Source organism: Mesorhizobium sp. M0518 (assembly GCF_040321125.1).
GTDB lineage: Bacteria > Pseudomonadota > Alphaproteobacteria > Rhizobiales > Rhizobiaceae > Mesorhizobium.
Genome location: NZ_JAMYQY010000029.1, coordinates 40,821 through 65,738, shown reverse-complemented (window position 1 = coordinate 65,738; position 24,918 = coordinate 40,821). Strand labels below are relative to the sequence as shown.

The following is a 24,918-nucleotide window of genomic DNA, read 5'->3' as shown; positions in this document are numbered from 1 at the left end:
GCCAGCGTTCCGCATAAGGCATCAGCGGTATCCCGCACAACAGCTGCGGTTTTCAGCACAATCCTCCCGCCCCGCCTGCGCCATGCTCCGACCTCGCAACCCAGCCAAGGCCGACCCCAATGAGCATCGTCGTATTCGACCCCGACAGCACCGAGGACGTGGACTTCAAGGACCGCATGCGCCATCCCGCGGCGGCCGATCCGGCCGGCGGCATGTGGCTGTCGGACACCGAACCGTCCTTCATCGATGCCGATGCGCTGCGCAAGGGCCGGCTGGCGAAACTGCGCCGCTGGATGCGCGAGGCCGGCTATGGCGGCGTCGTGTTGTTCGACCCCTATAACCAGCGCTACGCCACCGGCTCGCGCAACATGTTCGGCTATTTCCTGCGCAACTCGACCCGCTATTTCTTTATCCCGACCGTTGGGCCGATCGTGCTGTTCGAATACCCGCAGAGCTATCATGTCTCCATGGTGCTCGACACGATCGACGAGGCGCGTCCTTCCAAGCTCGTCTGGTCGTCGGTGTCGGGCCGCGACGACGAAACCGCCGGTCCCTTCGCCGACGAGATCGCCGAGCTTCTGAAGCAGCATGGCGGCGGCTCGATGAAGCTCGGCCTCGACCGCTGCAGCCATCTGCAGGCGCTGGCGCTGGAAAAGCGCGGCTGCGAGGTTCGCGATTGCCAGGGCGAGATCCTGGCGGTGCGCGCCGTGAAGACGCCCGAGGAAGTCAAATGCCTGCAGGTGTCGATGGCCGGCGCCGAGGCCGCCGTCTATGCGGTGCGCGAGGCGATCAAGCCCGGCGTTTCCGAAAACGACCTGTTCGCCATCATGTATGGCGAGGTCATCCGCCAGGGCGGCGAGTTCATCGAGACCCGGCTGCTCACCTCCGGCCAGCGCACCAACCCCTGGTTCAACGAGGCCAGCGGCCGCAAGATCCGCCCCGGCGAACTGCTGGCGCTCGATACCGACACCATCGGCTGCTACGGCTATTATTCGGATTTCTCGCGCACCTTCCGCTGCGGACCGGGCAAGCCGACCCCCTACCAGAAGTCGCTCTACCGCATGGCGCACGACCAGGTTCAGCACAACATCGGGGTCGTCAAACCCGGCATGGCGTTCCGCGAGATTGCCGAGAAGGCGTGGAAAATCCCCGACCGTTTCGTCGACCAGCGCTACACCTCGGTCATGCACGGCGTCGGCATGCATGGCGAAACGCCGTTCATTGCGCACGCCATGGATTACGAGACCTATGGCCGCGACGGCCATATCGTGCCAGGCATGGTGGTGAGCGTCGAAAGCTATATCGGCGAGAAAGGCGGCCGCGAGGGCGTCAAGCTGGAGGACGAGATCCTGATCACCGACACCGGCACGGAGCTTCTGTCGCGCTTTCCCTATGAGGATGAGTTTCTGGAGACGCAGGTTTGATACGCGCAACTAACGCTCACAACAAGCGCCTCATTCCGTCGCACCCCCCTCTGTCCTGCCGGACATCTCCCCCGCAAGGGGGGAGATTGGCAGCGTCGCCTGGAGCGCTTTTTCCTGCAACTCTGACGATTGGCGAGGGCATTCGCGACGGCCGATCTCCCCCCTTGCGGGGGAGATGCCCGGCAGGGCAGAGGGGGGTGCTGTCCCACCGGCACAGGCAAGAGTCTTGGACTGCTCCGCCCGTGGATAATGAAGCCGCATGAAAACCCCCATCGCCATCAAGCGCGGCACGGTGGCCGCGATCTTCATCGACCTGCAGGAAGAGCACCGGCAGGACAAGCGCTACCTCGTCGAGGGCTTCAGCAGCATCCTCGCCAACGTCCAGCGCCTGCAGGCGGCGGCGCGGCAGAACAATGTGCCGCTCTACCATTGGGCCTACATCGTCGATCTCGACAGCCAGGACCGGCCGTTCCACCCGGTCGGTGAGGACGGCAAGTCGGCCTTTTCCGACAAGAGCGATCCGCTGACCGAGATCTGCCACGAGGTGGCGCCATCCAGGGGCGAGGCGCTGCTGATCAAGGCCGAGGCCAGCGCCTTTCGCACCGGGCCGGCGGCCCGCGACATCAAGTCCGCCGGCATCGAATGGCTGGTCGTATCAGGCGTCTGGACCGAGGCCTGCATCGACGCGTCGGTGAAGGATGCGGTGGCGAAAGGCTTTCGCGTGCTGCTGGTCAAGGATGCCTGCGGCAGCGGCAGCGCGGCCATGCACCAGACCGGCATCCTCAACCTCGCCAACCGGCTCTATGGCGGTGCCGTCACCGATACCGACGGCGCCTGCCGGCTGCTGGCGGGCGAGACCGTCACCGCCTGGCAGGTCGAGGGCTCGGTGCCGCTGCGCTTCTCCTTCGACAATGCGGCCGCGCTCTACGCCGATCTATGACTGTCGAAGCATGACCAGGGGGACCTACGAAACCCGGCTCGACCCGGCCCTGTGGGCCTTTATCGACGCCGTCAACGCCTGGTATCCGCCCGAAATCCTCGGCCTGCCGATCGACAAGCAGCGCGCCGTCTACAACAGGATGAGCCGCGCCTTCCACCAGGGCCGGCCGCCCGGCGTGAAGGCCAGCGATGGCCTGATCGCCGCCGCCGGCCGCGACATCCCCATCCGCCGTTACCGGCTTGCCGGCAAGGCCGCCCAGGCGATGGTGATCTACTACCACGGCGGCGGCTTCATCCTCGGCGGGCTCGAAAGCCATGACGACATCTGCGCCGAGCTCTGCGCCGGCGCCGGCTTCGAGGTGCTGTCGGTCGACTACCGGCTGGCGCCGGAGCACGTCCACCCCGCCGCCTTCGACGATGCGGTGGCGGCCTTCGAATGGGCGGCTGTGAGATCAGGCCTGCCGCTGGTGCTGTGCGGCGAAAGCGCGGGCGGCAACCTCGCCGCCGCGGTGGCGCAGGCGACGCGCCGCCATATCAGAGCTGCGGTCGGCCAGGTGCTGATCTACCCCGAGCTCGGCGGCGACGAGCGCGCCGGCTCCTATATCGAGCACGCCGAGGCGCCGCTGCTGTCGGTGGCCGACATCGCCTTCTACCGCGACGTCCGTTCGGCCAGGCGGCAATCACCTGACGATCCGACCTTCTCGCCGCTGCGCGACACCGATTTCTCCGGCCTGCCGCCGACGGTGATCGTCACGGCGCAATGCGACCCGCTGTCGTCGGATGGCGAGGTTTATCGCGACCGTATTGCGGCCGCCGGCGGCAAGGCGTGGTGGCACGAGGAACCGAGACTGGTGCACAGCTTCCTGCGCGCGCGCAGCACGGTGCCGGCAGCGGCGGAAGCGTTTGCGCGGATTGTGGCGGCGGTTGGCGCGCTGGGCAGGGGTGACTGGCCGTATTGAGTGGCTGAGGAAGGAAGGCGCCGGCGGTGAGGCGCTAATCTCCCCCCTTGCGGGGGAGATGTCCGGCAGGACAGAGGGGGGTGCTGTCCCGCTGACCTTTCAGCTAATCAGCTAAGTCCAGCCGCGCTCTCAGACCGATTTTAAATGATCTGGGGATCGGAGGTTGGCGATCCTTCACACCCCCCTCTGTCCTGCCGAACATCTCCCCCGCAAGGGGGGAGATTGGCTGTCACGTCACCCTTCGCCAATTTTCGAAGGGGGAGGCCCTCGCTTGGCACCTTGCGGAACCCCGCACAATCACTGCGGATTCCCGAACACTTCCCGGCGTCACCCCGCTCTATCATTCCCCTCAGGCAATGGCATCCCGGCGGTCGCGTCCGCCCCCGCGTCTGTCGATCGGCCGGGGCGATTTTTCTGTGCATGCCGTTGTCCCAAAACCGCTGGGCACTTTTGGGCGGCATGCATCAACAACAGGGGAACGACGATGAAATTCATGCTGACCGATCGCAAATTGCACCCGAAAGCCAAGCCCGTCGCCGACGATTTCAGGACCGGCGGCATCAACCGCCGCGAATATCTGGCCCTGATGGCCGGCCTCGGCGTCAGCGCCGCCGGCGCGGTGGCGCTGGGTGGGCTCAGCACGACCCCTGCCCGCGCGGCGGAACCCAAGAAGGGCGGCGTCTTGCGCGTCGCCATGAACGTCAAGGGCTTCAAGGACCCGCGCACCTTCGACGGCGTGGAGATGTCGAATGTCGCCCGCCACTGCAACGAATATCTGGTGCGCTGGAACACCGACTTCTCCTTCGAGCCCTGGCTGCTCGAAAGCTGGGAAGCGAGCGACGACGCCAGGACGCTCACACTGCATGTGCGCAAGGGCATTTCCTGGTCGAACGGCGATGCCTTCAACGCCGATGATGTCATCCACAACCTCACCCGCTGGTGCGATGCCTCGGTGCCCGGCAATTCGGTCGCCGCGCGCATGGGCGCGCTGGTCAATGCCGACACCAAGAAGGTCGTCGACGGCGGCATCGCCAAGGTCGACGACTTCACCATCAAGCTCAATTTGCCAAAACCCGACATCTCGCTGATCGCCGGCATGGCCGACTATCCCGCACTGATCATGCATCGCTCCTATGAGGGCGACGGCGACCCGCTGAAGGCGCTCGCCATCACCACCGGCCCCTGCGAGCTGGTCAGCTGGGATGCCGAGACGGGTGCCGAGGTGAAGCGCAGGGATAAGCCTTGGTGGAAGGGCGAATTCTACCTCGACGGCATCAAATGGGTCGATTACGGCTCCGACCCCAACGCCATGCTGTCGGCCTTCGAATCCGGCGAGATCGACACCGACCACGAAACCGCCTCCGACGCCGTCTCGCAGACCGAGCAGATGGGGCTGATGAACTCCGAGATCGCCACCGGCTCCACCATCGTCGCCCGCTTCAATATCGGCAACGCGCCCTATGACGACGTCAAGGTGCGCCGCGCCGCCCAGCTCGCCGTCGACAATTCCGCCGTGCTGGCGCTTGGCCTCGGCGGCCGCGGCAAGCCCGCCGACAACCACCATGTCGGCCCCATGCATCCCGAATATGCCGATATCGGCCCGGCCAGGCGCGACGTCGACCAGTCGAAAAAGCTGCTCGCCGAAGCCGGTAAGGCCGACCACGAATTCGAGCTCATCTCCGTCGATGTCGAATGGCAAAAGAGCACCGGCGACGCCATCGGCGCGCAGATGCGCGAGGCCGGCCTGAAGATCAAGCGCACCGTGCTGCCGGCCGCCACCTTCTGGAACGACTGGAGCAAATATCCCTTCTCCTGCACCGAATGGCTCGGCCGCCCGCTCGGCGTCCAGGTGCTGGCGCTGGCGTATAAATCGGGCGCCGCCTGGAACGAGAGCGCCTACGCCAGCAAGGAGTTCGACGAGCTGCTCGACAAGGCGCTGGCAACACCGGACGCCAAGGCGCGCAAGGAGATCATGGGCAAGATCGAGCAGAATCTGCGCGACTCAGGCATCATCATCCAACCCTACTGGCGCTCGGTCTACCGGACGTACCGCAAAGGCGTCGAAGGTTGCGAACAGCACCAGGCGCTCGAGCAGCATTTTGAGAAGGTTTGGATTGAGAGTTGAGGCTTTCCATCCTTGGGTTCCTCGCCCCCACGGGAGTGGGGGAGAGGTGGGCCGGCGAAGCCGGGACGGAGCGGGGGACGCCCTTCGCGAAACCAAAACCGTATCAAGAATGAGAGCTGGCTGACACGACAGCAACCCTTGAGAAACTACCTCCCAACGCCGCGCTGGCCCCTCTCCGTCCCGGCTTCGCCGGGCCACCTCTCCCCACTTCGTGGGGCGAGGAACCAAGCCGCGCCATCCCCGGCGCCTCCATTGCAAGGTTGGCGACTAGCGAAATCATCGACCACCGCGTCCTTCGCCCCGTTTACGGGGAGAAGATGGCGGCAGATGAGGGGCGGCGCCAGCGCTGGCCATATGCAACTGGGAAATGGCCGGCGCGAATGCCGGTGAGGCAGTTGCCTGAGCCCGCGCCGGCCACTGGCGAACCTGGGTCCGCCGCCCGGATTTTTTACCGTTCCGGCGATGCTCGATCAACTAGGCCGGACGTTTGGTACGGAAGCAGACAAAGGCTCACCGCGCCGCCCTCAGCAGCGTCCAGATCCAGCCGATAAAAGTCAGCACTAGGAACGGATAGCCGGCGGCGGGCAGCGGCGGCGAGGTGCAAGGGCGCGCCCCAGAGGATCATGCCTGCCGAGACGACAAACAGCACGGCGGCAACGAGCGCGGTGAGCCGCATCCACAGAGCGAAAGTCTTCGGTGCGCTGACCATGACAAGTGCGGCCGCCCACAGCGAGATGCCGCCGACATAGGAGGGCACGCTGGCCTCCAGCCCTGCCGCATTGCCGGCCAGCAGCAGGCTCTCGCCCGCAAGGAAGGTCAGGAAGCCGGCCGCTACCCAGTCATTGCCCAGCCGCTGGTACTTCATCGTCAGCAGCGCGGTCGCCACCACCAGTGCCACGCCGTCGATCGTCCACAGCGTCTCGCGCAGCGGAGCGCTGGCCACGAAGGTGCCGGCGAGGCCGAAAGCGCCGCCGATGGCGAGGCCGATCGCGGCGACGGCGCATGGGATGTCTTCCCCGAGCCGGAGGGAGGATACGCCAAGATGGAGCGCCCTCCAATGTGCTGTTCGTTGTCCGGCGCACATTTGATTTCCGCTGGCGCGGGCGTGGGGGAGTAAAACGAGAAGCTGTGCGTGTTGAGGGGGTGTTCTATCCGCGCAATGCGTCTGACAGAGGGCGCGTTCGGCTAAACGCGCCCTCCTACTTTGAAGCAGTCATTTTTCCAGCCGGCGGCGGAATCGGTCCAACTGAGCTGCTGAGCCACTTATCTCCAGCCCTTGGGTAGTTTTCTTGGCTTTCGCGCCCGCTGAGATAGCCGCGTTTCTTATATTGCGTTCGATCCCATCCGCAACGTCCCGTTGGACCACTTGCATCATCGAACGAGCCGACGAAAACGAACGGCCTTTGTACTTAAACGAAATGCCCATAGTGGCCTCCTTAGCCTTTGGGTGGGTGCGGGTCGTGTCCGTGTGAATCGCGCTCGCGAATCTGGCCGTTTCGGCCATGCACGAGTAGCTCCGTGCCTTGATTGCGGGCGATCCCGCGCCCGGTGTCGATTGCTGCCTTTTGAGTGTCGTGCACCGAAGACGCCCGTTGTGCGCCGGCACCTTTGACTGCCCACCCGCCTGAGTGCGGGACGATATGCTGGTTACGCTTTGTCATTATCAATTCCTCATCTGAAAGTTGACCCGGCGCCGATCGGCGCCGGGTGTCGCCACCACTAGGCAGCTTTCGAAGACGTCTCATCGTCGACCGGCGCACCGGCTGCGCTGTATTTTACGGACTCGGCGCAGCTCTTGGCATTGTGCTTCGCCGTGTACTCCTCCGACCAAACCAGCGTTTCACCGTTCTGCGCCTTGAAACGGATGAAATACTGGTTGTCCTTCGAGAGTAGGATTTCGAAGCGAGCGCCGGTCGCCGACTCTCCGATGGTCGTGTCGATGATCGGGGCATAGAGCGCGTTCGCTTTGACCGAATTGATACAGTTCTGAGCGCTGGCTTTCGCGGTATAGTTTTCCGACCAGACCATCACCTGACTGCTGTACACAAACTGAACGCGGCACTGACCATCCGCTGAGTCCTTGATCTTAAAGCGGTACATTTCCCTCTCCTTTCAAAGTGAGGAAGATTGCGTCTGATATCCGCCTTGGGAGGTCGAATGTCAGGACGCTCTCATGTTACGTATCTTGCTGTCAAGATATCTGTCGTCAATATTTCTGTTGAAACAACGCGTATGAATCCTTGACGCCAATCTAGCCGGTTGGTATGCTCGCGTCGCCAGCGCGAAGGGGTATGCCTATGTCCGAAGAATTGTATAACGAGATCGGAAGAAGAATAAGGAGCATTCGGGAAGAAAAACTCCGGGCAACCCAAGATGATATTGCCAAAAGGCTTGGGATTTCTCGCCCGTCTGTGGCAAATTTTGAGAATGGTAAGCAGCAGATGACTGTATCTCAGTTGATGTCGTTCTCAAATGTGCTTGGTGTCTCGCCGATAGACCTATTGCCTGTGACCGAAAGTAAAATCGGATCGGAAAGATTGTCTCGTTCGCTGCCTAGCCATCTCGATCCGAAACTCCGTGCGTGGGTGGACACCCTGCAGGGCAGCTAACCATGAAATCTCCAAAGCTTTGGCTCAAAGCCGAGCGAGCACAGCAGATTCGTAAGACCGCTCTGGAGCTACTTCGGAGGGTTCATTATGTCGGCGGCATTGTGCCCGTTGATCGGGCAGCCCACGAGCTTGGGGCCTCGATTCGCTATGCGCCTTACGATGGCGAATTAGCGGGAATGCTCATTCGAAACGGAAGTGAGTCTGTTATCGCAGTCAACTCTGCGCACCACAAGAATCGTCAGAGATTTACCATTGCTCATGAATGTGGGCACCTATGCCTTCACTCGGACAAGCTATACGTAGATAAGAATTTTTTCGTACTCAATAGAGATGAGAGATCGTCGAACGCCGACGACATAAAAGAGATCGAAGCCAATCAATTTGCGGCTGAATTGCTTATGCCGTTTCCAAATCTTTTTCGAGACTTGCGGTCAAGTAAGATCGATCTCGAGGACGAACAGCAAATATCAAACGTGGCTAAGCTATACGGTGTTAGCGTTCAAGCAATGACGTATCGGGTTGCTAATTTGTTCATGATACAGCTTGTTGAGCGGCCAAAGTGAACGCTTCTTAGTGCGAAGCGCGGCGGCCGCATCGTCCCGATGAGTCACCGCACTGCCGCAACCCCCCGGGGTGGGACCCGCTGCCTTCGGCAGCTCCCACCCGGACTTGCGCTCGCATCGACCCACCGGGTCGATGCGTTCGGCCGAAGGCCGAACCGCTTAGTCCCCCATCTTCAGCGCCTGGATAAACGCCTCCTGCGGGATATCCACCTTGCCGAACTGCCGCATCCGCTTCTTGCCTTCTTTCTGCTTGTCCAGCAGCTTGCGTTTGCGCGAGACGTCGCCGCCGTAGCACTTAGCGGTGACATCCTTGCGCAGCGCCGAGATGGTTTCGCGGGCGATGACCTTGCCACCGATGGCGGCCTGGATCGGGATCTTGAACAGATGGTTGGGGATCAGCTCTTTCAGCTTCTCGCACATCTGCCTACCGCGCTTTTCCGCCGCCGTGCGGTGCACCAGCATGGAAAGCGCATCCACCGGCTCCTCATTCACCAGGATCGACATCTTGACCAGGTCGCCTTCCCGGTAGTCGGTCAGGTGATAGTCGAAGGAGGCGTAACCCTTGGAGATCGACTTCAGCCGGTCGTAGAAATCGAAGACGACTTCGTTGAGCGGCAGATCGTAGATCAGCATGGCGCGCTTGCCGACATAGGACAGGTCGGCCTGGATGCCGCGCCGGTCCTGGCAGAGTTTCAAAATGCCGCCGAGATAGTCGTCGGGCGTCAAAATGGTGGCGCGGATCCACGGCTCCTCAATGGCCGAGATTTTCACCACATCCGGCATGTCGGCCGGGTTGTGCAATTCCTTCATCGAGCCGTCGGTTAGCGCCAGCCGATAGACGACGCTGGGTGCCGTGGCGATCAGGTCGAGGTTGAACTCGCGCTCCAGCCGCTCCTGGATGATTTCCAGATGCAAGAGGCCAAGGAAGCCGCAGCGATAGCCGAAGCCGAGCGCCGCACTGGTTTCCATTTCAAAGGAGAAGGAGGCGTCGTTGAGGCGCAGCTTGCCGACCGCGGCGCGCAGATCCTCGAAATCGGCGGCGTCGACCGGGAACAGACCGCAGAACACCACCGGCTGCGCCGGCTTGAAGCCGGGCAGTGCCTTGGCGGTGGTGCGCTTGTCCTCGGTGATGGTGTCGCCGACGCGGGTGTCGGCCACTTCCTTGATCGAGCCGGTGAAGAAGCCGAACTCGCCGGGGCCGAGCTCGTCGACATTGATGCGGGCAGGCGTGAACACGCCGGTGCGCTCGACCAGGTGTTTTGCGCCGGTCCCCATCATGCGGATGGTCTGGCCCTTTTTCAGCACGCCGTCGATGACGCGCACCAGCACGATGACGCCGAGATAGGCGTCGTACCAGCTGTCGACCAGCATCGCCTTCAGCGGCGCCGAAGCGTCGCCTTCGCGCGGCGGCGGCAACTGGTGGACGATTGCCTCCAAGACATCCGGAATGCCAAGCCCGGTCTTGGCCGAGATCAGCACGGCGTTGGAAGCGTCGATGCCGATTACCTCCTCGACCTGCTCGCGGATGCGCTCGGGCTCGGCGGCCGGCAGGTCGACCTTGTTCAGCACCACGACGATCTCGTGGTTGTTGTCGATCGCCTGGTAGACATTGGCCAGCGTCTGCGCCTCGACGCCCTGGGAGGCATCGACGACCAGCAGCGAACCCTCGCAGGCGGCGAGCGACCGCGACACTTCATAGGCGAAGTCGACGTGTCCGGGCGTGTCGATCAGGTTGAGGATATAGTCCTCGCCATTGTTGGCGTGGTACTTCAGCCGCACCGTCTGCGCCTTGATGGTGATGCCGCGCTCGCGCTCGATGTCCATCGAGTCCAGCACCTGCTCCTTCATGTCGCGCAGCTCCAGCCCGCCGGTCAGCTGGATCAGCCTGTCGGCAAGCGTGGATTTGCCATGGTCGATATGGGCGACGATGGAGAAATTGCGGATGTGGTCGAGGGGCGTGCTCATGGCGCGCGTTTAGCAGGGGTGGCTTGCCCGAGCAAGCGGCAGGCTGCCGCCGCATATGTGGCGCGGCCCGTTGCCTGGCAAGCCGTACAGGCGCTGCCGGAAAAGCAGAGCAGCCGGCTGTCGGGGCAAGCGGTGCGGGCGCTTGTCGCCTTTTCCCCCGGATTCCTCGAAAAATCGATAAATTTTAACCACGCGCGTTAGAGCATAATTTGTGATCGGCATGTTAGCCGGGGGAAATATCTGATGTAAGGACGAAGGCATGCGGGGGCTTGCAGGCAGTTTTATCGAGTCGCGGAGCGGCTCGTTCGCACCGATACTTGTTCTCGCCATGATTCCGCTGATCACCGCGATCGGCTTTTCCGTCGACTACACCTCCGCGGTCCAGACCAGGTCGACCGAGCAGGCGGCACTCGACGCCGCGATCCTGTCGATCACCACGATGGAAACGGCCTCGACGAAGCCGCAGCGCCAGGTGGTGCTCCAGGATACCTACCGAGAAAACGGCGGACAGGGCACCGCGACCCTGAACAGCTTCGACGTCAGCGCCAACGGCACCGCCACCGCGCAGGCTTCGGCGAGTTTCGCCATGAAGACCGTGTTCATGCAGATCGCCAGGATACCCACTGTGGCGATCGGCGTGACGTCGGCGGTGAACAAGGCGCCGGCTTTGGTGGAGGCGACCTTCAAGGTCAGCGGGGTGTCGGGTTACTGGAACAAGACAATGACGCTCTACGGCACGCAATTCGGTGCGACGCAGGGCAAGCCGATGATGACGATCGATTACAAATACGGCGGCGGCACGGATCCCAAAGGTTACGGCACCACCACCGTCAGCAAGATCGACAGTCTGGGCGTCGCCACAGTGGCCCAGACGCAGGTTTGCAAGGTCGGCAAAAAGGCGCCTGACGGGGTGACGCTCAACACCGACCAGTTTGGCACGAAATATTACTGTGTCGACACGATGGCTGCTGGCAGCACCTCTGGTGCGTCAATCGACGTCAGCCAGATGGCCAGCCTCTATCTGCAGATGAACGTGCCATCGGGCAACCCGAAAGACCTCTATTCGAACGATCCGGCCACGTCCAACCGGCTCTACAGCTCGACAAGCAAGGACATCCCCCTGGCCGAAATGGCGACCGGCAAGATCGTTGACATCTTTGGCCTCGTGCCTTGTGGCTCGACAGGCTACCAGGCCTGGGAAGACGGCGGCAACTCGGTTCCGGCGCCTGTCGGCAACGCCGACTTTTTCTACAACGTGACCGGCAAGTGCGACTTCAACAAGCGGCCGAACAACACGCGGCTGACACAGTAGAAGCTGCCCCAGGCTAAACGCCCTATGGGCTTGTGAGGCTTGGCGATCCTTCACACCCCCCTCTGTCCTGCCGGACATCTCCCCCGCAAGGGGGGAGATTGGCAGCTTCGTCGGCCGCGCTCCTGTTGCGAAGCTAGTGATAGACGAAAGCCGTGATGAGGGTCGATCTCCCTCCTTGCGGGGGAGATGGCCGGCAGGCCAGAGGGGGGTGCTGTCCCTCCGGCTTTCCCTGCGATCTCCCGAACCTTCATCACAAACCAGTGAGCGCTGTAACGAAGCAGCAAGCAGCGGCGAAGTGGGGGTATCAGCGGTGCTTCCAGGCGCCGCCGCCCACGGAGCAAGCCGATGTCCCGCAAGTTCGTCACAGTGTCCAGCCTCTCAGCGCTCGCGCTGGCGGCGTCGCTCGGTGCGGCCGCGGCCCAGCCGCTCACCGTGGTTGAGCTGTTCACCAGCCAGGGCTGCTCGTCCTGCCCGCCGGCCAATGCCAATCTGATCAAGGTCAAGGACCAGCACGGCGTGCTGGCGCTGTCGTTCAACGTCACCTACTGGGACTATCTCGGCTGGAAGGATATTTTCGGAAAACAGGAATTCACCCGGCGCCAGGTCAGTTACGAGCCGGCGCTCGGCCATGACGGGCCGTTTACGCCGCAAGTGGTGGTCAACGGCCATGCCGATGTCGTCGGCGCCGCACCCGGCGAGATCGAAAAGCTGATCTCGGCGAGCGGCCGGACGGGCGGCCCGGCATTGTCGCTCGATGGCGGCAAGATCAGCATCGGCGCCGGCGCCGCACCTGGCGGCCACGCCGATGTTTGGCTGGTGCGCTATGCCAAGGGCGTCGTCGAGGTGCCGGTGGCGCGCGGCGAAAATACCGGCCGCACCTAGCCGCACGCCAATGTCGTGCATGCGCTCAAAAATCTCGGCAGCTGGACCGGCGCGGCCACGACGTATCCGCTGCCCGCCGCATCCGGCGGCCTGAGCACCGCCGTGCTCGTGCAGTCGCCCGGTGGCGGACCGATCCTGGCTGCCGCGACCGACTAGATCGCGCTTCGGCAAGAGATTGCGCAACGCCGCATGGAGCGGCGCCGCATAGCACGGCCGCCAAGAGGGCGCGCCTTCACGACCAACCCCAAGGAGATCATCATGACCATTTCCCGCCTGACGCTGCCGGCGCTCGCTCTCGCTTTGTGCTCGACGGCGCTGTTTGCCGGCGGCATCGCCCGCGCCGACGACGTGACCAACGCGATGAAGCCGGCTGCAAATGCCATGAAACCGGCCGCGGATGCGATGAAGCCCGCAACCGAGGCGATGAAGCCGGCCGACCCGATGGCCACCAATTCCATGAAGCCGGCAACCGATGCCATGAAGCCGGCAACGGATGCGATGGAACCGGCCAAGTAAAGGTGGTGCTGTTTCCGGCTTCGGTCCCGCGGGTCCGAAGCCGGATGCACGTGAAAGTGAGGCTTCGGCCGCAACTCGCCCGTCGCATGATCGTATCTTATCCAATAGACTCCACATGATGGACGTCACAGGAGCTCAAGCCATGACCGACATTCAAAAACCAGTCACCAGACAATCGTCGAACGTCTTCCGCAGCGCGCTCGCCGCCCTGGCACTTGCCGCAGCGGGCGCCGCCTTCTGGCTGACGCCGGCGGTTTCAGCCGAGGACGCGGTGAAGATCCCGCCGCCGGCAATCGACGAGAAGGCGGCCACCGGCACTGAAAAGGCAATCTTCGCCGGCGGCTGCTTCTGGGGCGTGCAGGGCGTCTTCCAGCACGTCAAGGGCGTCACCAAGGCCGTCTCCGGCTACACCGGCGGCGACAAGCACACCGCCGTCTACGAGACGGTCGGCTCAGGCCGCACCGGGCATGCCGAATCCGTCGAGATCACCTACGATCCATCGAAAATCACCTATGGCCAGCTGCTGCAGGTGTATTTTTCGGTCGCCCACAACCCGACCCAGCTGAATTTCCAGGGTCCGGACTCCGGCACGCAATACCGCTCGACGATCTTCGCCGAAACCGATGCACAGAGGAAGATCGCGCAAAGCTACATCGCCCAGCTCGACCAGGCCAAGGTGTTCCCGGAGCCGATCGTCACCACGCTGGAAACCGGCAAGACCTTCTATCCGGCCGAGAATTACCATCAGGATTTCCTGACGCTGAATCCGACCTATCCCTACATCGTCTACAACGACCTGCCCAAGGTGGCGAACTTGAAGGCACTGTTCCCGACGCTCTACAGCGAAAAGGCCGTGCTGGTGCTGTCGGCGAGCAATTGAGTCGAAGAGGGGGGTGCCTCGCGCCTGCATTGGCAGGTCAATCATACGTCAGATCCGTTGCCTTGCCGCCGAACACCCGGTAGGCATAGAACGAATAGAAGATGATGACCGGCAGCACGACCACGGTGCCGGCCAGAATGATGGCCAGGCTCTCCGGCGCGGAAGCCGCCTGCCAGATGGTCAGGCGATCCGGCACCACGAACGGGTAGAACGACCAGGCGAGACCGGCAAAGCCGAGCGCGAAGATGGCGGCCAGCGTCAGGAACGGCATCAACGAATGGCGGTCGTCGGGCTTCGGCAGATGGAAGGTCTGCCGCCACAGCCACAGGAACAAAAGCGCCGACAGGATCGGCAGCGGCGACAGATAAAGCATTTCCGGCCAGACGAACCATTTGTCGAAGATACGCGGGCTGGCGAAGGGCGTCGCCAGCGACACCGCCGCCATGCCGAGCGCGGTCAGCACCAGCGCGGTGCGCAGCCAGCGCACCGCTTTCTTCTGCAATTCGCCTTCAGTCTTGTAGATCACCCAGGCCGCGCCCATCGCCGCGTAGGCGGCGGCAAGGCAGAACGCCACCAGCACGCCGAACGCCATGCCGCCGAGGCCGACGTCGAGCCCGAGCACATAGACGCCCAGCATATAGCCCTGCGCCAGCGATGCGATGATGGAGCCGAGGAAGAAAATACGGTTCCAGCGGTGCTTGCGCTCGGTCGGCACCTTGGCGCGGAAATCGAAGGCGACGCCGCGCAGGATCAGCCCGAGCAAAAGCACGAAGACCGGAATGTAGAGCGCCGTCAGGATGACGCCATGCGCCAGCGGGAAGGCGACCAGCAGCAGGCCGACGGCCAGCACCAGCCAGGTTTCGTTGGCGTCCCAGAACGGGCCGATCGCGGCAATCATCGTATCCTGTTCGGCGTCTTCAGCGGCGGCGAACAGAATGCCGATGCCGAGATCGAAACCGTCGAGAATGACGTAGATCAGGATGGCGAGGCCCATCAGGCCGGCGAAGATCAAGGGGAGCGCGGTTGGCCAGTCGAAGCTCATTTTCTTCTCCTACTCGCCAGCCGCCGGCTGCGACATGGCGGCGTTCATGACGCCCGGCAGCGGCGATCAATCGCCGTCCTTCGCCGCCTTCAGCGCCAGGTGCACCAGCACGCCGAGATAGGCGATCAGCAACAGCACATAGAGAACGAGGTATATGGCGAGCGTCAGCGCGACATGGCTGCCGGCCACCGGGCCGACCGCGTCGGCAGTTTTCAGCACGCCGGTCACCAGCCAGGGCTGGCGGCCGATTTCGGTGGTGTACCAGCCGGCCAGCGTCGCCAGCCAGCCCGACAGCGCCATCGGCACCATCAGCATGGCCAGCGGCTTGGGCAGGCTGTGCCGGCGCTTGAGGAAGAAGGCCGCCGACCATGAGACGAGCAGCATCAATATGCCCGTGCCGACCATGATGCGGAAACCCCAGAACACCGGAAAGACCGGCGGATGATTGCCGGGATAGTCGTTCAACCCCGGCACCACGCCGCTGGTCGAGTGCCGCAGCACCAGGCTGGCGCCATCGGGAATGGCGATCTCGAATTTGTTCTCCCTGGCTGCCTCGTCGGGCAGCGCGAAGAGCACCAGCGGCACGTTGGGGCCGGTGTTCCAGTTGGCCTCCATGGCGGCGATCTTCTGCGGCTGATGCTCCAGCGTGTTCAGCCCATGCTGGTCGCCGGCGAAGATCTGGATCGGGATCAGGGTCGCCGCCGTGAAGACGCCGGTGCGCAGCGCCTTCCACATCGATTCCGAGCGGTCGCCGGTGAGATAGCGCAGCGCCGACAGGCCAGCGATCAGGAACGACACCGTCAGCCCCGACGCCAGCAGCATGTGGGTCAGCCTGTAAGGCATTGACGGGTTGAAGATGATTGCCCACCAGTCGACCGCATGCGCCACGCCGTCGCGCATCTCGAAGCCGGCCGGCGTCTGCATCCAGGAATTGAGCGCGATGATCCAGAATGCCGAGACGGTGGTGCCGCCGGCGACCAGCACCGTCGCCAGCGTGTGGATGCGGTTGGAGACGCGGCGGAAGCCGAACAGCATGATGCCGAGGAAGGCCGCTTCGAGGAAGAAGGCGGTGAGGATTTCGTAGGCCAGCAGCGGCCCGGCGATGTTGCCGACCTTTTCCATGTAGCCCGGCCAGTTGGTGCCGAACTGGAAGCTCATGGTGACGCCCGAAACCACGCCCATGGCAAAGGACAGCGCGAAAACCTTCACCCAGGTGAAATAGGCGCGCATCCAAGCGGAATCGTTGGTCGCGTTGTAGCGCAGCTTGAAGAACAGCAGCACCCAACCCAGCGCAATGGTGATCGTCGGAAATAGAATATGGAATGAAATATTCGTGCCGAACTGGATACGCGAAAGTATGAGCGGGTCCATGATGGGCTCCGGCTGCTGCAAATACTCGCGAAGGATAGGCCCGAAGCGAGTTCACGTCAAAGCGGCGTCCTGCCGCGAGGCTGAACGCCACAGGACAATTTTGCCGGTTGCGTGCCGCGCAACTCCGGGCCTGTGCGCCGCACCTGCAACGGCCGGCCGGCACGATTGTCGAGAACTGTCAGCAGGGCATTGACTTGCGGTTGCAAGCACCGACATTCGTCCTATATCAGGGGACCTCTTTCAAGCAGCCGTTTTCATCCATGCCTTCCATCCTGTCCATTTCCGGGGTCTCCAAGACCTACGCAACCGGTTTCACCGCGCTCAAGGAAGTCAATCTCGACATTCAGCGCGGCGAGATCTTCGCGCTGCTTGGACCCAATGGCGCCGGCAAGACGACGCTGATCTCGATCGTCTGCGGCATCGTCAACCGTTCGTCGGGCACGGTCACCGTCGACGGCCACGACATCAACAAGGATTATCGCGCCGCGCGCGGTCTGATCGGGCTGGTGCCGCAGGAACTGACCATCGACGCCTTCGAGAGCGTCTGGGCGACGGTCAATTACAGCCGTGGCCTGTTCGGCAAGCCGGCCAACCCCGGCTTTGTCGAGAAGGTGCTGCGCGACCTGTCGCTGTGGGACAAGAAGGACGCCAAGGCGATCACCTTGTCGGGCGGCATGAAGCGCCGGCTGATGATCGCCAAGGCGCTGTCGCATGAGCCGCGCATCCTATTCCTCGACGAGCCGACCGCCGGCGTCGACGTCGAGCTGCGCCAGGACATGTGGGCGATGGTGCGCCGGCTGCGCGAGGACGGCGTCACCATCATCCTCACCACGCACTATATCGAGGAAGCCGAGGCGATGGCCGACCGCGTCGGCGTCATCAATCGCGGCGAGATCATCCTGGTCGAGAACAAGGCCGAACTGATGCGCAAGCTCGGCCGCAAGCGGCTGGTGCTGGAACTGCGCAATCCGCTGACGGCCGTTCCCGAGGCGCTCTCGCGCTATGCGCTGGAATTGTCGCCGGATGGCGGGCAGCTGACCTACACCTATGACAATCAGGCCGAGAGGCCCGGCGTCGCCTCGTTGATGCGCGATCTCGAGGCCGGCGGCATCCAGTTCCGCGATATCGACACGCAAAACTCTTCGCTCGAGGAGATCTTCGTCAATCTGGTGAGGAGGGAGCCATGAACCTGCGCGCCGCCATGAACCTTCGCGCAGTATGGGCGATCTACCGGATGGAAATGGCCCGTGCTTTCCGCACCGTGCTGCAGAGCATCGTCTCGCCGGTCATCTCGACGTCGCTGTATTTCGTCGTCTTCGGCTCGGCCATCGGCTCGCGCATCACCGAGATCGACGGCATCAGCTACGGTGCCTTCATCGTGCCGGGTCTGATCATGCTGTCGCTGTTGACGCAGTCGATCTCCAACGCCTCCTTTGCCATCTATTTCCCGAAATTCGTCGGCTCGATCTACGAGCTTCTGTCGGCGCCGGTCTCCTATCTGGAGATCGTCATCGCCTATGTCGGCGGCGCCGCGACCAAATCGATCATCCTCGGCCTGATCATCCTGGCCACCGCCTCGCTGTTCGTACCGCTCACCATCCTGCATCCGTTCTGGATGCTCGCTTTCCTGGTGCTGACGGCGGTGACCTTCAGCCTGTTCGGCTTCATCATCGGCATCTGGGCGAAGAGTTTCGAGCAGCTGCAGCTGGTGCCGCTGTTGATCATCACGCCGCTGACCTTCCTCGGCGGCAGCTTCTATTCGATCAACATGCTGCCCGAGATCTGGCGCACGGTGACGCTGTTCAACCCGGTCGTCTATTTGATCAGCGGCTTCCGCTGGAGCTTCTACGGCAAGTCCGACGTTTCGGTCGGCGTCAGCCTCGGCATGACGGTCGTCTTCCTGCTGGTCTGCATAAGCATCGTCGCCTGGATCTTCAGGACCGGTTATCGGCTGAGGAATTGAGCGGCGAAAGTACAGGTCTGTTGAGATTCAGGTCAGGCCGAGACGAAAATGGTGGATTCCGAGAACCGGAGCGGAGCGTACTTTTCGTACGTGAGCACCGGAAGCGCAGGAAGCCGCCATTTGCAGGCCGGCATCACCTGAATATCAGCAGACCTAGATCGCCTTGACCAGCCGCAGCAGCCCCAGCATCTCGACATACGTTCCCTTGCGGAAGGCGATATAGACCGGCTCTTCGACGCCGTGGAAGCGGCGCTTGAAGGCCGCCTGGCCCTGCAGGTTGAACCTGCGGCGGTTGACCCAGGGCGAAGAATAGGCGCGCTGGAAGGCATTGCGCCAGAAATCGCTTTCGGCAAATCCGCTCGGACCCACATCGACGAGCGGCGACAGGCCGAGCGTGACCACCGAGATGCCCTCTTCGCGAAAACGGTCGACGGCGAATTTGGTCAGGCCGACCTCGGCATGCGGTGAGGCGTCGAGATGCTTGCGCTTGAAGGCGGTGGTGTAGCCGATGACCTTGCCGTCGGCAAACAACGGGTCGAAGTCGAGCAAAGCGACCAGTTCGCCATCGGGACCGTGCAGGACGAAACGGCGCATGTCGGTGCCGAGATGGTCGGCGAAATGGCGGTTGAGAAAGCCCATCTCCCAGCGCTTGACGATGCGGTCGCCGCGCCAGTTTTCCGAAAGCCGGGCGATCTCGTCGAGGTAGATGGTGCGCTTGTCCTCTTCGAACGAAAAGCCTTTCTTCAGCAGCCAGCGCTCGGAGTAGCGCACGGTCTCGTTGCGCTTCCCGGAAAAATCATGCTCGGGCAGGGCGAGGCGGGTGTCGATGCCGAGGCGATTGACCTTGTAGCCAAGGCCGGCCAGCACGCATGCGGTGTCCTCGCCGACCTGCACGAACCATGGGCTGCCGGCGGTCTCGACGAAGCGCTTGATGTAATCGGCCCGACGCGCCGGAGCCGCCACCGGGTCGCCGAGCGCGAAATGGTGCTTCATCTTGGTACCGAAGGCGATGTAGCCATCGGCGTCGCCGAAATAGGAAAGCTTGCCTTGCACGGCGGTGGAATAGGCGAGCGAGAAGTCGCCATAGCGGCGCACCAGTGCCAGGCGTTCGACATGGGTCAGCGCCTGCCGCTCGACCTCGGGCGCGGCAGCCTCAAGGATCTTGTCGAAATGGAACCGCAAGGAGGGCATGGTCGAGATTCCGCGTGCCGCCTACAGCGCCGGCCGTCCAGGACGCGCCAAGGTGCTGTAACACTTTGATTCTGCGCATGACTCGAAAATCGGACTCGATTTCGGACATGCGCGTGGGGGATAACCGAGACCCGCCAGCCACCCAAGGCCTCGAATCAATCACATTGCCGCGACCTGATTACCGTTGATATCGCGCATATGCCATATAGAGCGCAACCGCGGCCCGGCGTGTGGCTCTAAATCGCATCGCTCGAAATTCGGCCGCGGTTTGCTGCAGGGATCCTGCGCGCGATCAAACGGTTACAGCGTCCTGCGAGCCTTGCGGCGGGACGTCCAATGGGATTCGAGTGAATGACGGATACGACAATCAGATCGGTTGCGGATCTGCCGGCCATGGTCGAGCCGGCAATCGTCGTCGGCGCCGGTGCTGCTGGGCTGGCCGCCGCGCATGCCTTGATGAACGCCGGCGTGCCGACGGCGATCCTGGAAAAGGAAAGCCGGCTGGCCGAGCCCTGGCACCGGCGCCACCAGCAATTGCATCTCAACACCCATCGCGATCTTTCTTCGCTGCCTGGTCTCGCCTTTCCCCCTGGCACGCCCGCCTTTCCGCAAAGGATGGTCGTCATCCGCCACATGAACGATTTCCAGAAGGAGAACCGGCTGCCGGTGCAGTTTGGCGTCGCGGTCGAAGAGATCACCTTCAAGGGCGATCACTGGGCATTGCGCACCAGCGCCGGACTGCGCTTCGCCCGCAATGTCGTCATCGCCACCGGCCGCGACAGGCAGCCATTCACCCCCGAATGGAAAGGCATGAAGGATTTCGTCGGGCGCATCATCCATTCGGCGGATTTCGGTGACGCGCAAGCCTATGCGGGCCAAAGAGTGCTGGTCGTCGGCGCCGGCAATTCGGGTTTCGACGCGCTCAATCATCTGGCCGGCATAGACACGGCCGCCATCTGGCTGTCGGCCCGCAGCGGCCCCGCTTTGCTGCCCAAGCGGATTGCCAAGATCGCCGTGCATAGGCTTTCGCCGCTCATGGCGCGCCTGCCTTTGCGGATCGCCGATGCCGTGATGGCGGCAACGCAGCGGCTGGTTTTCGGCGACCTGACCAAATTCGGCCTGCCGCCCGCGCCTGCGGGCGGCGCCAGCCGCCTGACCTCGGACTATACCGCGATCGCCGCCGATGACGGCGCCGTCGGCGCCATCAAGGCCGGCAAGATCACCGTCGTGCCGGGCATACGGGAATTCACCCGCGATGGCGTGATCCTGGCCAATGGCAGCCTGATCTATCCCGACATCGTCATTGCCGCGACAGGCTACCGCACCGGGCTGGAGCCCATGGTCGGCAAGCTCGGCGTGCTCGACGCCAAGGGCGTTCCGCTCTTCAACGGTGGCCAAGCCGATCCAAAATTGCCCGGTCTGTGGTTCACCGGCATGCGGCCAAGCATTCGCGGCTGCTTCGCCAATGCCGGCATCCTGGCCAAGGCGATCGCCAAACGAATTGCAAGGTCGGCCCCGCACCAATCCAGCGCATCACGCTGATTTCGGTTCCAGCCGCCGGAAACCGACGGCTTCCATCAGCATGTCTTCTTCCACCATGCCGGCATTGTGCAGGGCGAGCAGGTTAAGCGCGATTTCCCGCGCGTCGGCGGAATCGGGATGTGCCTCGCGCCGCCGGCAGGCCTCGTCGAACACGCGCTGCAGCTTGGCGATATCGGCTGGCTTGAGCAAGCCACGGTCATAGACAGACTTCGACATGGCGATCTCCTGATAAAGACCTAGAGCGCCACGTTTAAATTGCCAATCTTTCCCGAGGCTTGACCGACTTCCCCCGTCGCCTCGTCATCCTGGGGCGGAGCAAGGAGCGAAGCGACGCGGCGCAGACCTCTGGAGCTGCTCCGCAGCCCAAGGGATACATGCCGCGGCTTCAAGGCGCAGCAGCGGCGCAAATTCTGCTCCGCTGCTGCCCATGCGAGTGGGCAATCAGACCGCGATCTTGCCGCCGCCTTGTCTGGTGATGGCGACCACCGACGGCCGCACCGGCATGTCGGGCTTGAAGTCGGGCCAGCGCGTCGACAGGTCCTCATAGTAAGAGGGGCGCCCGAACGCTTCCCAGTCCTCTCCGCCGTCGCCCGGATGCTGGACGGCGACGAAGGCGGTCTGGTCGTCGGGCGCAAACAGCGGACCGCACATCTCGGCGCCGATCGGCACGCGGAAGAACAGTTTCGAGGTCGCCCGCGCCGCCCCCTCGGTGTCCACTGCCCACAGGCCATCGGTGCGGCCGGTGGCTTTCGGCCCCTGTCCGTCGGTCGCGACCCAGAGACGCCCGGCCGAATCGACCGCGCAATTGTCGGGCATGCCGAACCAGCCATTGGCCGTCGTTGCTGTCGAGAAGGTGGCGCCGACATCGGCGACCGCCGGATCGCCGCATTTCAGCAGCACTTCCCACTTGCCCTTGGCGGCGGTGAAATCGCCGCCGTCCTCGGCGATTTCGATGATGTGGCCGAAGGCGTTTTCGGCGCGCGGGTTGGCAGCATCGACCTGGTCGGCCTTGCGCTTCGAATTGTTGGTCAGCATGACATAGACCTTGCCGTTGACGCCATTGGGCTGGACATCTTCCGGGCGGTCCATCTTGGTGGCGCCGAGCAGGTCGGCGGCGCGGCGCGTCTCGATCAGCACGTCGGCCTGGCTGGCAAAACCGTTTTCAGCCGTCAGCGGCCCCTGGCCGAAGACGATCGGCAGCCATTCGACCGTGCCGTCTTCGGCGAACTTGGCGACATGCAGCGTGCCATCGTCGAGCAGGTCCTTGTTGGCGGCACGATCGTTCGGATTGAACGCGGCCCTGGTCACGAACTTGTAGACATAGTCGAAGCGCTCGTCGTCACCGAGATAGAAGACGACGCGGCCGTCCTTGGCGACGATCGATTCGGCGCCCTCATGCTTGAAGCGGCCCATGGCGGTGCGCTTCCTCGGCGTCGAGGTCGGGTCGTTGACATCGACCTCGACGATCCAGCCGAAGCGGTTGGCTTCGTTGGGTTCCTTGGCGAGGTCGAAACGCTCGTAATGCGCCGCCCATTCATAGGCGCCTTCGGGAATGCCGAGACGCTTGTAGTTCGCGGCTTCCTTGTGGCCTTCCGGCAGCTCGCCGGAAAAATAGCCATGGATGTTCTCCTCGGCCATCACATAGGTGCCCCAGGGCGTGACGCCGCCGGCGCAATTGTTGAACGTGCCGAACACCTTGGTGCCGGACGGATCGGCATTGGTCTTGACGCGGTCATGGCCGGCAACCGGGCCGGACAGCGCCATTTCGGTGTTGGAGGTGATGCGGCGGTTGAGCTTGCCGTCGCGCACCACCTGCCATTTGCCACCATCCTTGCGGATCTCGACGATGGTGCCGCCATGGGCGGCCATCTCGACATCGACCTGCTCCTTCGAGAGGGGTGCGACTTCTGCCGACTTCTTGCCGTCCTTTTCGACGATCTTCACGATGCCCGGGAACATCAGATGCGGATTGGTGTATTCGTGGTTGACCACCAGCAGGCCATGTTCGGCCGAGCCGTCGATCGGGATGTAGCCGACATAGTCATTGTTGTAGCCGAACTGTTTCGCCTGGGCCTCGGCCGACTGTTTCGTCGGGTCGAAGTCGGGCGAATCGGCAAACAACGGATCGCCCCAGCGCAGCAGGACATCGGCATCGTAACCCGACGCGACATGGTGCTTGTCGTCGATGCCGGCCTCGAGTTCGTCGAACGCGAAGGCCGAGCCTCCCGCTGCCCTGGCCTCGTCGGCGCTGATCAGCGCCAGCGGGCTGACGGTGGCGGCGATGGCCGAGACGGCCAGCGAGCCCTTGAGGAAGCCGCGGCGCGAGAACCGCGCGGCGATGATCTCGCCCATGGTGCGGTTGTCGGAGGCGTTGATCGCCGGGCCGTCGTTTTCCTCGAGCAGGCTGGTGCAGAATCGGGTGTCGGGGGAGCGAAGGTCAGTCATCGTGGCTTGCCTCTGGCTGTCGGGTGGCTGGAGCGTGGGGTACCTGTTGACCCCCTTATAATCGCCGGGTCACATTTTCGTGACATCGGGAGACGTTTCAGACGCGACAGGCATTGCGCGCAGCGCTGGCTCAGCATTCCCGAAGGCCGTGAGCTGCTCCGGAATCGTCTTTCGAGAGGAAGGAGACCTTCGGCGGCATGTTTCGCGCGCATCTTACAACGGCGCATGACGTCAGTCGTTGCCAACGGATCAACGGACAAAGCCGGCTCGACAAGTCACCTCCGCCGCCCCCGGCGGAGGTGACTTGATGTTCGGCGTCTGCCGTCGTCAGGCGTCGGGAAAGCGAGTCTCCCGTTTAGCGATGGCGGTCGCGGCGCCGTTCATGCAAAGCTAATGTAGCATAGGCTTGGGACTTTAGTCCAATCTTGCGCTTGCAAAGGTCCTAGTTGACAACCGCAACGGTCGGAGGTCGCTTCCGGGCGCCGCGTCTTTCGGCAATGTTGTTGCACTGCAACGTTGGGGTGGGGCGCGCCGGGCTCAGTCGTCGGAGATCAAAATGCACAGATCGGTCACGACCCGTTGTTGCCGGCTGGCGCTCAAATCGGCAGCGGCGCTGGCGTTGACGATTGCTCCCTACCAAATTGTCCTGGACGGCTCCGTTTCCGGCATCCAGACCGCCAGCGCATACGCCGGCAAAGGTGGCGGCGGCAACGGTGGTGGTGGGGGCGGAGGCAACAGTGGGGGCGGCAACGGCGGCAATTCCGGCGGAGGCAATAGCGGGAACAGCGGCAATAGCGGCAACGGCAATGGGAATGGCAACAGCGGCAAATCAGGATCCAATCAGGGTAAGAGCGGGAGCCATGTCAATGCAAAGACCGGTGACAAGGTCGACGTGACCGGCAACAAGATCACGGTCCGGCACCCCGACGGCATAACGGAAAAGCTCGAGAACGGTCGTTTCAGCATGAAGGACGCGCTCGGTCGCACGATCATCGACCGCCAGGCTACCCCGGCCGATGCCAATCGTCTCAAGGCCTTGTGAAGCTGGCCAACAGGCAACGGTCAGCTTTGCACGTCACCTCCGCCGCCCCCCGGCGGAGGTGACCTCGTTTTTGGCCAGCGTCCCGGTTTTCGGCACCGCAATGGCTGCAGTCCCGAGGCGCGACGTGCTTTTGCGCAATCCGGGACGG

At 63.1% G+C, this 24,918-nt stretch carries 23 protein-coding genes and 1 pseudogene; 14 read left to right on the top strand and 10 right to left on the bottom strand.

The window, feature by feature from the left end; translation table 11 throughout:
- Nucleotides 1-119 precede the first annotated feature (119 nt).
- The 4 genes from NKI66_RS29350 to NKI66_RS29335 all read left to right on the top strand — a co-directional run bounded on the left by NKI66_RS29350 (nucleotide 120) and on the right by NKI66_RS29335 (nucleotide 5,447).
- A complete protein-coding gene (locus NKI66_RS29350) occupies nucleotides 120-1,424 on the top strand; it encodes a M24 family metallopeptidase (protein WP_352753784.1) in 1,305 nt (434 codons plus the stop codon).
- Between the two features lie 259 nt (nucleotides 1,425-1,683).
- Nucleotides 1,684-2,364: an isochorismatase family protein gene (locus NKI66_RS29345; protein ID WP_352753783.1), complete on the top strand. Its 681-nt coding sequence runs from the start codon at nucleotides 1,684-1,686 to the stop codon at nucleotides 2,362-2,364.
- 10 nt (nucleotides 2,365-2,374) lie between these two features.
- The gene (locus tag NKI66_RS29340) at nucleotides 2,375-3,322 is read left to right on the top strand and encodes an alpha/beta hydrolase (RefSeq protein WP_352753782.1); all 948 of its coding nucleotides are present in this window, start codon (nucleotides 2,375-2,377) and stop codon (nucleotides 3,320-3,322) included.
- A 484-nt stretch (nucleotides 3,323-3,806) separates the two neighbouring features.
- A complete protein-coding gene (locus NKI66_RS29335) occupies nucleotides 3,807-5,447 on the top strand; it encodes an ABC transporter substrate-binding protein (protein WP_352753781.1) in 1,641 nt (546 codons plus the stop codon).
- A gap of 448 nt (nucleotides 5,448-5,895) precedes the next feature.
- Here the strand turns inward: NKI66_RS29335 and NKI66_RS29330 are convergent, their stop codons facing one another.
- The 4 genes from NKI66_RS29330 to NKI66_RS29315 all read right to left on the bottom strand — a co-directional run bounded on the left by NKI66_RS29330 (nucleotide 5,896) and on the right by NKI66_RS29315 (nucleotide 7,547).
- Entirely contained in the window at nucleotides 5,896-6,531 is a 636-nt protein-coding gene (locus tag NKI66_RS29330; RefSeq protein WP_352753780.1) for a hypothetical protein, read from the bottom strand.
- Between the two features lie 129 nt (nucleotides 6,532-6,660).
- The gene (locus tag NKI66_RS29325; RefSeq protein WP_352753785.1) at nucleotides 6,661-6,951 is read right to left on the bottom strand and encodes a hypothetical protein; all 291 of its coding nucleotides are present in this window, start codon (nucleotides 6,949-6,951) and stop codon (nucleotides 6,661-6,663) included.
- Nucleotides 6,884-7,108 carry a DUF2188 domain-containing protein gene (locus NKI66_RS29320; protein WP_352753779.1) on the bottom strand — a complete coding sequence of 75 codons (225 nt, stop codon included), beginning with the start codon at nucleotides 7,106-7,108 and terminating at the stop codon, nucleotides 6,884-6,886. The genes NKI66_RS29325 and NKI66_RS29320 overlap by 68 nt, the downstream gene beginning before the upstream one ends.
- Nucleotides 7,109-7,166: 58 nt before the next feature.
- Nucleotides 7,167-7,547, bottom strand: a complete 381-nt coding sequence (locus tag NKI66_RS29315; RefSeq protein WP_352753778.1) for a YegP family protein — start codon at nucleotides 7,545-7,547, stop codon at nucleotides 7,167-7,169.
- 197 nt (nucleotides 7,548-7,744) lie between these two features.
- On the opposite strand from NKI66_RS29315, the gene NKI66_RS29310 reads away from it, so the two are divergent.
- Entirely contained in the window at nucleotides 7,745-8,056 is a 312-nt protein-coding gene (locus NKI66_RS29310; RefSeq protein WP_352753777.1) for a helix-turn-helix domain-containing protein, read from the top strand.
- 2 nt (nucleotides 8,057-8,058) lie between these two features.
- Nucleotides 8,059-8,619: an ImmA/IrrE family metallo-endopeptidase gene (locus tag NKI66_RS29305; RefSeq protein ID WP_352753776.1), complete on the top strand. Its 561-nt coding sequence runs from the start codon at nucleotides 8,059-8,061 to the stop codon at nucleotides 8,617-8,619.
- A 159-nt stretch (nucleotides 8,620-8,778) separates the two neighbouring features.
- Here the strand turns inward: NKI66_RS29305 and lepA are convergent, their stop codons facing one another.
- Nucleotides 8,779-10,584, bottom strand: a complete 1,806-nt coding sequence (gene lepA, locus NKI66_RS29300) for a translation elongation factor 4 (protein WP_352753775.1) — start codon at nucleotides 10,582-10,584, stop codon at nucleotides 8,779-8,781.
- Between the two features lie 259 nt (nucleotides 10,585-10,843).
- Here lepA and NKI66_RS29295 point away from each other — a divergent pair, with 259 nt between their 5' ends.
- The 4 genes and pseudogenes from NKI66_RS29295 to msrA all read left to right on the top strand — a co-directional run bounded on the left by NKI66_RS29295 (nucleotide 10,844) and on the right by msrA (nucleotide 14,174).
- A complete protein-coding gene (locus NKI66_RS29295; RefSeq protein WP_352753774.1) occupies nucleotides 10,844-11,896 on the top strand; it encodes a TadE/TadG family type IV pilus assembly protein in 1,053 nt (350 codons plus the stop codon).
- Nucleotides 11,897-12,241: 345 nt separating this feature from the next.
- Nucleotides 12,242-12,934 (top strand): annotated as a pseudogene (locus NKI66_RS29290) (DUF1223 domain-containing protein).
- Between the two features lie 102 nt (nucleotides 12,935-13,036).
- Complete coding sequence (locus tag NKI66_RS29285) at nucleotides 13,037-13,294, top strand: hypothetical protein (RefSeq protein WP_352753773.1); 258 nt, start codon at nucleotides 13,037-13,039, stop codon at nucleotides 13,292-13,294.
- 142 nt (nucleotides 13,295-13,436) lie between these two features.
- Nucleotides 13,437-14,174, top strand: coding sequence for a peptide-methionine (S)-S-oxide reductase MsrA (gene msrA, locus NKI66_RS29280; RefSeq protein WP_352753772.1), 738 nt, complete (start codon nucleotides 13,437-13,439; stop codon nucleotides 14,172-14,174).
- Between the two features lie 37 nt (nucleotides 14,175-14,211).
- Here msrA and NKI66_RS29275 read toward each other — a convergent pair whose 3' ends face one another.
- Both NKI66_RS29275 and NKI66_RS29270 read right to left on the bottom strand, forming a co-directional pair.
- The gene (locus NKI66_RS29275) at nucleotides 14,212-15,216 is read right to left on the bottom strand and encodes a cytochrome d ubiquinol oxidase subunit II (RefSeq protein WP_352753771.1); all 1,005 of its coding nucleotides are present in this window, start codon (nucleotides 15,214-15,216) and stop codon (nucleotides 14,212-14,214) included.
- Between the two features lie 66 nt (nucleotides 15,217-15,282).
- Nucleotides 15,283-16,587: a cytochrome ubiquinol oxidase subunit I gene (locus NKI66_RS29270; protein ID WP_352753770.1), complete on the bottom strand. Its 1,305-nt coding sequence runs from the start codon at nucleotides 16,585-16,587 to the stop codon at nucleotides 15,283-15,285.
- A gap of 260 nt (nucleotides 16,588-16,847) precedes the next feature.
- Between NKI66_RS29270 and NKI66_RS29265 the strand changes: the two genes are divergently transcribed.
- Nucleotides 16,848-17,774, top strand: coding sequence for an ABC transporter ATP-binding protein (locus tag NKI66_RS29265; RefSeq protein WP_023813461.1), 927 nt, complete (start codon nucleotides 16,848-16,850; stop codon nucleotides 17,772-17,774).
- A gap of 14 nt (nucleotides 17,775-17,788) precedes the next feature.
- Nucleotides 17,789-18,550: an ABC transporter permease gene (locus tag NKI66_RS29260; RefSeq protein ID WP_128305642.1), complete on the top strand. Its 762-nt coding sequence runs from the start codon at nucleotides 17,789-17,791 to the stop codon at nucleotides 18,548-18,550.
- Nucleotides 18,551-18,703: 153 nt separating this feature from the next.
- Here NKI66_RS29260 and NKI66_RS29255 read toward each other — a convergent pair whose 3' ends face one another.
- The gene (locus NKI66_RS29255) at nucleotides 18,704-19,741 is read right to left on the bottom strand and encodes a phosphatidylglycerol lysyltransferase domain-containing protein (protein WP_023813464.1); all 1,038 of its coding nucleotides are present in this window, start codon (nucleotides 19,739-19,741) and stop codon (nucleotides 18,704-18,706) included.
- 351 nt (nucleotides 19,742-20,092) lie between these two features.
- Here NKI66_RS29255 and NKI66_RS29250 point away from each other — a divergent pair, with 351 nt between their 5' ends.
- Nucleotides 20,093-21,283 (top strand): flavin-containing monooxygenase, encoded by a 1,191-nt coding sequence (locus NKI66_RS29250; protein WP_023813465.1) that lies wholly within the window; start codon nucleotides 20,093-20,095, stop codon nucleotides 21,281-21,283.
- Here the strand turns inward: NKI66_RS29250 and NKI66_RS29245 are convergent.
- Together NKI66_RS29245 and NKI66_RS29240 are read right to left on the bottom strand one after the other, a co-directional pair.
- A complete protein-coding gene (locus NKI66_RS29245; protein ID WP_013528677.1) occupies nucleotides 21,275-21,499 on the bottom strand; it encodes a hypothetical protein in 225 nt (74 codons plus the stop codon). The two genes, NKI66_RS29250 and NKI66_RS29245, sit on opposite strands and share 9 nt — an antisense overlap.
- Before the next feature lie 225 nt (nucleotides 21,500-21,724).
- Complete coding sequence (locus tag NKI66_RS29240) at nucleotides 21,725-23,728, bottom strand: PhoX family protein (RefSeq protein ID WP_352753769.1); 2,004 nt, start codon at nucleotides 23,726-23,728, stop codon at nucleotides 21,725-21,727.
- 556 nt (nucleotides 23,729-24,284) lie between these two features.
- On the opposite strand from NKI66_RS29240, the gene NKI66_RS29235 reads away from it, so the two are divergent.
- Nucleotides 24,285-24,770 (top strand): hypothetical protein, encoded by a 486-nt coding sequence (locus NKI66_RS29235; RefSeq protein ID WP_023813467.1) that lies wholly within the window; start codon nucleotides 24,285-24,287, stop codon nucleotides 24,768-24,770.
- The last annotated feature ends 148 nt before the right edge of the window (nucleotides 24,771-24,918 follow it).

Coding starts and splice junctions, on each gene's coding strand:
- NKI66_RS29350 (WP_352753784.1), top strand. CDS start 120: ATGAGCATCGTCGTATTCGACCCCGACAGCACCGAGGACGTGGACTTC.
- NKI66_RS29345 (WP_352753783.1), top strand. CDS start 1,684: ATGAAAACCCCCATCGCCATCAAGCGCGGCACGGTGGCCGCGATCTTC.
- NKI66_RS29340 (WP_352753782.1), top strand. CDS start 2,375: ATGACCAGGGGGACCTACGAAACCCGGCTCGACCCGGCCCTGTGGGCC.
- NKI66_RS29335 (WP_352753781.1), top strand. CDS start 3,807: ATGAAATTCATGCTGACCGATCGCAAATTGCACCCGAAAGCCAAGCCC.
- NKI66_RS29330 (WP_352753780.1), bottom strand. CDS start 6,531: ATGTGCGCCGGACAACGAACAGCACATTGGAGGGCGCTCCATCTTGGC.
- NKI66_RS29325 (WP_352753785.1), bottom strand. CDS start 6,951: ATGGCCGAAACGGCCAGATTCGCGAGCGCGATTCACACGGACACGACC.
- NKI66_RS29320 (WP_352753779.1), bottom strand. CDS start 7,108: ATGACAAAGCGTAACCAGCATATCGTCCCGCACTCAGGCGGGTGGGCA.
- NKI66_RS29315 (WP_352753778.1), bottom strand. CDS start 7,547: ATGTACCGCTTTAAGATCAAGGACTCAGCGGATGGTCAGTGCCGCGTT.
- NKI66_RS29310 (WP_352753777.1), top strand. CDS start 7,745: ATGTCCGAAGAATTGTATAACGAGATCGGAAGAAGAATAAGGAGCATT.
- NKI66_RS29305 (WP_352753776.1), top strand. CDS start 8,059: ATGAAATCTCCAAAGCTTTGGCTCAAAGCCGAGCGAGCACAGCAGATT.
- lepA (WP_352753775.1), bottom strand. CDS start 10,584: ATGAGCACGCCCCTCGACCACATCCGCAATTTCTCCATCGTCGCCCAT.
- NKI66_RS29295 (WP_352753774.1), top strand. CDS start 10,844: ATGCGGGGGCTTGCAGGCAGTTTTATCGAGTCGCGGAGCGGCTCGTTC.
- NKI66_RS29285 (WP_352753773.1), top strand. CDS start 13,037: ATGACCATTTCCCGCCTGACGCTGCCGGCGCTCGCTCTCGCTTTGTGC.
- msrA (WP_352753772.1), top strand. CDS start 13,437: ATGACCGACATTCAAAAACCAGTCACCAGACAATCGTCGAACGTCTTC.
- NKI66_RS29275 (WP_352753771.1), bottom strand. CDS start 15,216: ATGAGCTTCGACTGGCCAACCGCGCTCCCCTTGATCTTCGCCGGCCTG.
- NKI66_RS29270 (WP_352753770.1), bottom strand. CDS start 16,587: ATGGACCCGCTCATACTTTCGCGTATCCAGTTCGGCACGAATATTTCA.
- NKI66_RS29265 (WP_023813461.1), top strand. CDS start 16,848: ATGCCTTCCATCCTGTCCATTTCCGGGGTCTCCAAGACCTACGCAACC.
- NKI66_RS29260 (WP_128305642.1), top strand. CDS start 17,789: ATGAACCTTCGCGCAGTATGGGCGATCTACCGGATGGAAATGGCCCGT.
- NKI66_RS29255 (WP_023813464.1), bottom strand. CDS start 19,741: ATGCCCTCCTTGCGGTTCCATTTCGACAAGATCCTTGAGGCTGCCGCG.
- NKI66_RS29250 (WP_023813465.1), top strand. CDS start 20,093: ATGACGGATACGACAATCAGATCGGTTGCGGATCTGCCGGCCATGGTC.
- NKI66_RS29245 (WP_013528677.1), bottom strand. CDS start 21,499: ATGTCGAAGTCTGTCTATGACCGTGGCTTGCTCAAGCCAGCCGATATC.
- NKI66_RS29240 (WP_352753769.1), bottom strand. CDS start 23,728: ATGACTGACCTTCGCTCCCCCGACACCCGATTCTGCACCAGCCTGCTC.
- NKI66_RS29235 (WP_023813467.1), top strand. CDS start 24,285: ATGCACAGATCGGTCACGACCCGTTGTTGCCGGCTGGCGCTCAAATCG.